The organism is Actinomadura sp. KC06, from assembly GCF_004348735.1.
Lineage (GTDB): Bacteria > Actinomycetota > Actinomycetes > Streptosporangiales > Streptosporangiaceae > Spirillospora.
The window spans coordinates 24,721-30,968 of sequence record NZ_SMKT01000106.1 but is presented as its reverse complement, the minus strand read 5'-3'; the positions used below and the strand labels follow the sequence as shown (position 1 = coordinate 30,968).

General features: G+C 72.0%; 3 protein-coding genes. All 3 read left to right on the top strand.

Annotation, left to right across the window (positions count from 1 at the left end; all coding sequences use genetic code 11):
* Positions 1-449 (top strand): hypothetical protein (locus E1287_RS44000; protein WP_207934517.1); only part of this gene is annotated, 449 nt, incomplete at its 5' end.
* 112 nt (positions 450-561) lie between these two features.
* A complete protein-coding gene (locus E1287_RS28615; protein ID WP_131968205.1) occupies positions 562-1,752 on the top strand; it encodes a pyridoxal phosphate-dependent aminotransferase family protein in 1,191 nt (396 codons plus the stop codon).
* Positions 1,753-1,763: 11 nt separating this feature from the next.
* A complete protein-coding gene (locus E1287_RS46420) occupies positions 1,764-6,209 on the top strand; it encodes an acyltransferase domain-containing protein (protein WP_131968203.1) in 4,446 nt (1,481 codons plus the stop codon).
* Positions 6,210-6,248 lie beyond the last annotated feature (39 nt).

The window sequence follows — 6,248 nt, the reverse complement described above, 5'->3', positions numbered from 1 at the left end:
GCCCCAGCCCCGGCTTCGGCCCCACGCCCGGGCACTGGGCCGAGGCGGGAGACGACGCGTCCAGCCGCCCCGCGGGCATGGGATTGGAAGCACCGACCGTCGGCTGGCGGATCCCGGCGGCGATGGCGTCGACGCTCATCGAGTCCGACGGCGGGGCGCACCGCGACACGCATCTGAGGTCGAAGGACAAGGCGCCCAAGAAGGAGGGCGGAGAGCAGCCGCCGCCCCCCGACCAACTCGACAGGGTCACGGACCGGATCCGCGAGGCCGTCGGGCCGGTCCCGGAAGAGGCCATCGAGGGCTCGATCGACGCCGTCCGGAAGTACCTGGCCGGGCGCGGCGACGAGACGGAGCCGACCGGTGGGGCGCCCGCCGATGCCGAGGCCGACAAGGACGCCGAGGCTGACGACGACGCCGACAGTCCTGCCCTCGGGGCCGACCCTTCTTGATCGTCCGCCGGGAATCCGGGCGGTTCCGCCAGAAAATCTGAGAAAACTGTATCCGGCTCCGATCCGCGGCGCTCTGTTCTAGTGAGCAGACCGCAAAGGAGAGTGGAGCACGGTGATCACTGAGGCGTACCGCAATACCTTTGCGGGGGTTCTGGACTGGGTCGACCTGGCCAAGAACAACGGGTTGTACAGCTACGAGCAGCCATTCGACTCGGCGCCGCTGGCCACGTCCAGCCTCGACGGCCGCATGGTGACGATGCTCACCACCAGCAATTACCTCGGGCTGGCGGGCCATCCCGAGATCATCGCGGCGATGAAGGCCGCACTGGACCAGTATGGGCCGAGCGCGTGCGGCGCACGTCTCAACAACGGCACCACGAGCCTGCACCTCCAGTTGGAACAGGAACTCGCGGAGTGGATGGGCACCGAGTCGGCGCTGCTGTTCAGTTCCGGCTACATGGCCAATCTGGGTGCGATCTCCGCGCTGTGCGACTCCGACACGGTGATCATCACTGACCAGTTCAACCACATGAGCATCCTGGACGGGTGCCGGCTCGCCGAGGGCAGCGTGAAGATCTTCGCGCACAACTCGATGGAGAAGCTGGAATACGTCCTGAAGCGGCAGGCCGGGGCGGCCAAGAAGTTCGTCGTGGTGGACGGCGTGTACTCGATGGACGGCGAGATCGCCCCGCTGGACGAGATCCACAGCCTGACCGAGCAGTACGGCGCGCTGCTGATGGTGGACGAGGCGCACGGCGTCGGTGTGCTCGGCGACACCGGCTGCGGCGCCTTCGAGCACCTCGGCGCCCGTCCGGACGTCGTCATGGGCACCTTCAGCAAATCGCTGGCCGGCGTCGGCGGCTTCATCGCCGCGTCCGCGGACGTCATCCAGTTCGTCCGGCATTCCGCGCACGCGTATCTGTTCAACGCCAGCCCGCCCGCGGTCACGATCGCCGGCGTGCTCAAGGCCCTCGAACTGCTGCGCGCCGAGCCGGAACGGCAGGAGAAGCTGTGGGTCAACACCGCCCAATTCAGGGCGGGGCTCCTCAATCTCGGCCTTGAGGTCATGGGCAGCGTCACGCCCGTCGTGCCGATTCACATCGGTGACGACATGACGGCACTCCGCATGACGAAGGAAATGCTCGACGACGGCCTTTACGTGGCCGCCGCCATATTCCCGGCCGTCCCGAAAGGCAGCAGCCGGCTCCGTGCGACGGTCACGGCGGCGATGGACGACGAGGACATCGACCGCGCGCTGGACATCCTCGGTTCCGCGGCGAAGCGCCACGGAATCATCGGCTGAAGGGAAAGCCTGTGACCACCGACCTTTTGGCGAAGCCGAGCGGCCATTTCCGCATCGACCCCGCCGTGCGGCAGGCGATGAAGGCCCAGGGCATCTATCTGGCGGGCCCACACGCCGGGCACCGCGTCGCGTTCATGTTCCCCGGTCACGGCGCCCAGTACCCCGGGATGCTCGCCGAGCTCGCCGCCGCCGAGCCCATCGTCCGGCAGACCCTGGACATCGTCGACGCCGCGTATCGCGGGCTCACCGGCGAGGCCCTGACCGGCTACATGTTCGCCACCGGCAAGGAGGCGGCGCGGGCGCTGGCGGAGCCCGAGGTGATGCAGCCCGCGATCTTCGCGGCGGGCATCGCGCTGCACCGGCTGCTCCGGGCGCGCGGGTGCACCGCGGACATGTTCGTCGGGCACAGCCTCGGCGAGCTGACCGCGCTGGTCGCCGCGGGCGCGCTGTCGCTGGAGGACGGCGTCGCGGCCGTGCACGGCCGGGGCGCGGCGGTGAGCGCGATCGCGCCCGCGGAACGGGGCGCGATGCTGAGCGTCCGGCTGGACACACCGGACAAAAGGCATCTTCTTGCGCGCCTGCTGGTGTTGGCGCGCGTCGGCGACGGCCACGTCGCCCAGGCGCTGGTGAACTCGCCCGAGCACGTCGTGCTGTCTGGTGATGCGAGGACCGTGGAGAAGCTCATCGCCCGCCTCGGCGAGCAGCAGATCCAGGCGGAGCGGCTGCCCGTCTCGCACGCCTTCCACTCGGACCTCATGGCGACGGCGGTGCCCCGGCTGGAGCGGACGCTGGCCGGCCTGGAGTGGCGGCTGCCGAGCACGCCCGTCCTCTCCACGGTGATCGGCGACTTCTACGGCGAGGACGACCTGGCCGACATTCCCGCCATCCTGGCCCGGCAACTGGTGACCCCGTTCGACTTCGTCGAGCTGGTCGGCCGCATGCACGCGCTGGGCACCACGGCGTTCATCGAGGTCGGGCCGAAGACGATCCTCACCGGCCTGGCCGAGCGCATCCTGACCGGACGGGACGCGCTGGTCATGCCGAGCAACGTGCGCTCTCTCGGCGATGTGGAGAGCGTGCGCCGCCTCGAGGCGTTCATCGAGGTCCACGGGCTGCGCAAGGCGAGCCCGCCGCCCGCGCCCGCCTCGGCGTCCTCGTCCCAGCCGCTGGACGACGCTGTACTCGCGGACGTCTCTCGCATCACGGGCTACCCCGTTCGGATGCTGACCACCGACAAGCGCCTCGGTGCCGAGCTGGGATTGGCCCGCCGCGTCCGGGCGCAGATCGTCCAGGCGATGGCGACGAGGCTGGCGCGCCCCGCCGGCGATGCCCTGGCCGACGAGGACCTGACGCTGGCGGAGCTGCATGAGCGCCTGCTCCAGGCCCCCGACGTCGCGCCGACCCCGCAGGACCGGCCGGACGCCGTGTCACCCGGCCCCGCGCCGGAGCGGGCCGACACCCCCTCCGCTGCGGCCAGTGTGGAGCTGGAGGGGCTTGTCCGGCGGGTGGTGGAGGGGAAGACGGGGTATCCGCCGGAGCTCCTTGAGCTGGATTTGGAGTTGGAGGCGGATCTGGGGATTGATTCGCTGAAGCAGTCGGAGATTTTGGCGGAGCTTCGTGTGGTGGCGGGGTTGGGTTCGGAGGTGGAGTTCGAGGCGGACGGGCTGGTGACGTTGCGTGCGGTCATCGACGCCCTGGCCTCGCACACCGCCCCGTCCGCCGCCGGACGCTCCATCGGGGAACGTCCCGTCGCTGTGGAGGAGGCCGCGACGGCCGTCACGGAGCCGCCGCTCCTGCACGCGGAACTGCCCCGGACCGCGGGACGCTACGTCCCGGTCGCCGTCTCCCGCCCGCTCGGCGCCGACACCCCACGCGTGGAGCTCTCCGGTGCGCGGGTCGTGATGATCGCCGGTGCGGGGGACGAGGAGACGGCGGTCTGCCGGAACCTGCGCGACCTGCTCACCGCCGCCGGTGCGGACGTACGCGTCCTGTGCCCGCGGGACGGGGCGCTGGACGACGCGGTCGCGGTCGCAGACTTCACCGATCCGGACTCGCTGCGCGCGGCACTCACCCAGGCCCACGCCGGGAGCGCCGTGCGCATGGTCGTCAACCTCTACCCGCGCACCCGCTCGGACTTCGAGGCCGGCGCGGCGGACTGGGCCCGGCAGGTGCGGACGCAGTTCTCGGTCAACCTCCTCGCCGCCAAGGAGTTCTACGCCGACCTGCGGGCGGCCGGGACCGGCGCCGCCTTCGTCGCCGCCACCCGGATGGGCGGGACGCTCGGGCTGGAGCACCCGGGAGCCGCCGATCCCGCCGGCGGGCTGACCTCCGGGTTCGTCAAGAGCCTGGCGCACGAGCTGCCCGGCATGTGCGCCAAGGTCGTCGACATGGACGAGCCCGCCCCCGCGCTCGTCGCCCGGACCCTGTTCGACGAGATCGCCGCCGGTCCCGAGCGCACCGTGGAGATCGGCTACACCGGCACCGACCGGAAGATCATCCAGGTCCTGCCGCGCGAACTGGACCTCGACCCCGCGGCCTCGTCCCCAGCCTCGGCCTCGGCCCCGGCCTCGGACCTGGAAGCGGACGCGGGCCGCCTGCGGCTCGGCGCCGGGGACGTCGTCGTCTTCGCGGGCGGGTCGCGAGGCATCGCCTTCGAGTGCGCGCGTGAGCTGGCGGCCGTGGACGGCCTCAAGATCGTGATCCTGGGCCGTACGGCGGAGCCGCCGGAGAGCGCGGAATGGGCCGGGTATGACGACGAGCGGTTCGCCGCCTACCGACCCGAGTTCCTGCGGAAGGCCAAGCGGGACAGGCCCGCGGCGACTCCCGCCGAGCTGGAGGCCGAGTTCACCGCACTGTCGCACGCCCGCGAGCTGCACCGCAACCTCCAGGCGCTGCGAGCGGTGAACCCGCTGGTCGGCTACGAGGTGTGCGATGTCGAGGACGAGGCCGGGGTGGCGGCCGTCCTGGACCGGATCCGGGCCGAGCACGGCCGCATCGACGGGATCGTGCACGCGGCCGGGCTGCCCTCGGTCAGCGCCGTGCCGCGCAAGCCGCTGGACCACGCGCTGCGCGTCGTCGGTGCCAAGGCGCTCGGCGCGCACCACCTCTGGCACGCGGGCAAGGGGTCCGGCCTGCGCTTCTTCGCCCTGTTCGGATCTATCCTCGGCAGGTTCGGCATGGACGGGCAGGTCGACTACACGGCGGGCGCGAACCTGGCCGCCGCGCTGGCCACCGGCCTGTGGCGCGCCGAGCCCGCGACCCGCGTGTTCGCGATCTGCTGGACCGGCTGGGCGGAGACCGGGATGGCCGCCACGGAGGCCGTCCGGCGGGTGCAGGAGCAGGAGCGCGGCCTGCGCTACATCGGCGTCCGCGAGGGCGTGCAGTCGTTCCTGCGCGAGCTGTACCACGGCGGCGGGGACCCGGAGGTGCTGATCTTCGGTGACACGGGGACCAACAGCCTCGGCGGCCAGGACGCCGCCCTGGACGGCCCCCGCCGGGACAGCGCCGTGCCGGTGGCCCCGGACGGTCACGTCATCGACAAGCTGCGGTTCCCCATGCTCGACACCGTCGAGCGGATCGGCGCCACGGAGGTCCGGGCCACCCGGCGGCTGGCCGTGCGGACCGACCGCTACCTCGACGATCACCGCATCCGCGGCGTCGGAACCGTGCCCGGCGTCTTCCACATGGAGGCGCACGCGGCCGCCGCGGCGCTGCTCAACCCCGGCCGCACGCTGGTCGGCGCGACAGACGTGGAATTCCTGCGCTACCTCAAGGCCAACACGCGGTTCCCGGTGGTCCTGACCGTCCACGCGTCCCTCTCGCCGGACGGCACGGCGACCGCCGAGATCACCTCCGATCTCACCGGGCCGGACGGGGCGGCGCTGGAGGCCGGCCGGCGGCATTCCCGCGGCCGCTACTCCTTCGCGCCCGCGCCCCTCCCGGCTCCCGAGCCGCGGCGCGGATGGGCGGCCGGGCCCCCGCCGGACGCCCGCCCGATGGATCTCGCCGAGTTCTACGAGCGGTCCGCCGGGGACCTCTCCTTCGGCCCCGCCTTCCGCTCGGTGCGGCGGGTCTGGGCGGTCGGCGAGGACGAGGCGGTCGGCGAGCTGGCCGTGCCCGGCGGACGCGGCCTGTTCGGCTCCGTGAACTCGCCGGAGCTGCGCGCCATGCCGATGGTGATGGACAACGCGTGGCGTGCGCCGCTGGTGTGGGCCTACCGGGAAACGGGGTCGTTCTACGTGCCGGTCACGATCGCGGCGATCGACTTCTACCGCACGCCTGCGCCCGGCGAGACCGCGTACGCATGGAGCCGCATCACCCGGCGCGACGACGACGCACGCAACGGCGGCGCGGAGGAAGGCCGCCTCCACGTCGACACCCAGATCCTGGACGGCTCAGGGCGCCTGCTGTGCGACATCCGCGACCTCACCGTCCTCCGCGTGGGCACCGGACGGTGAGCGCGTCATGGAAGGGACCCGGTTGGAAGGCAGGACCGC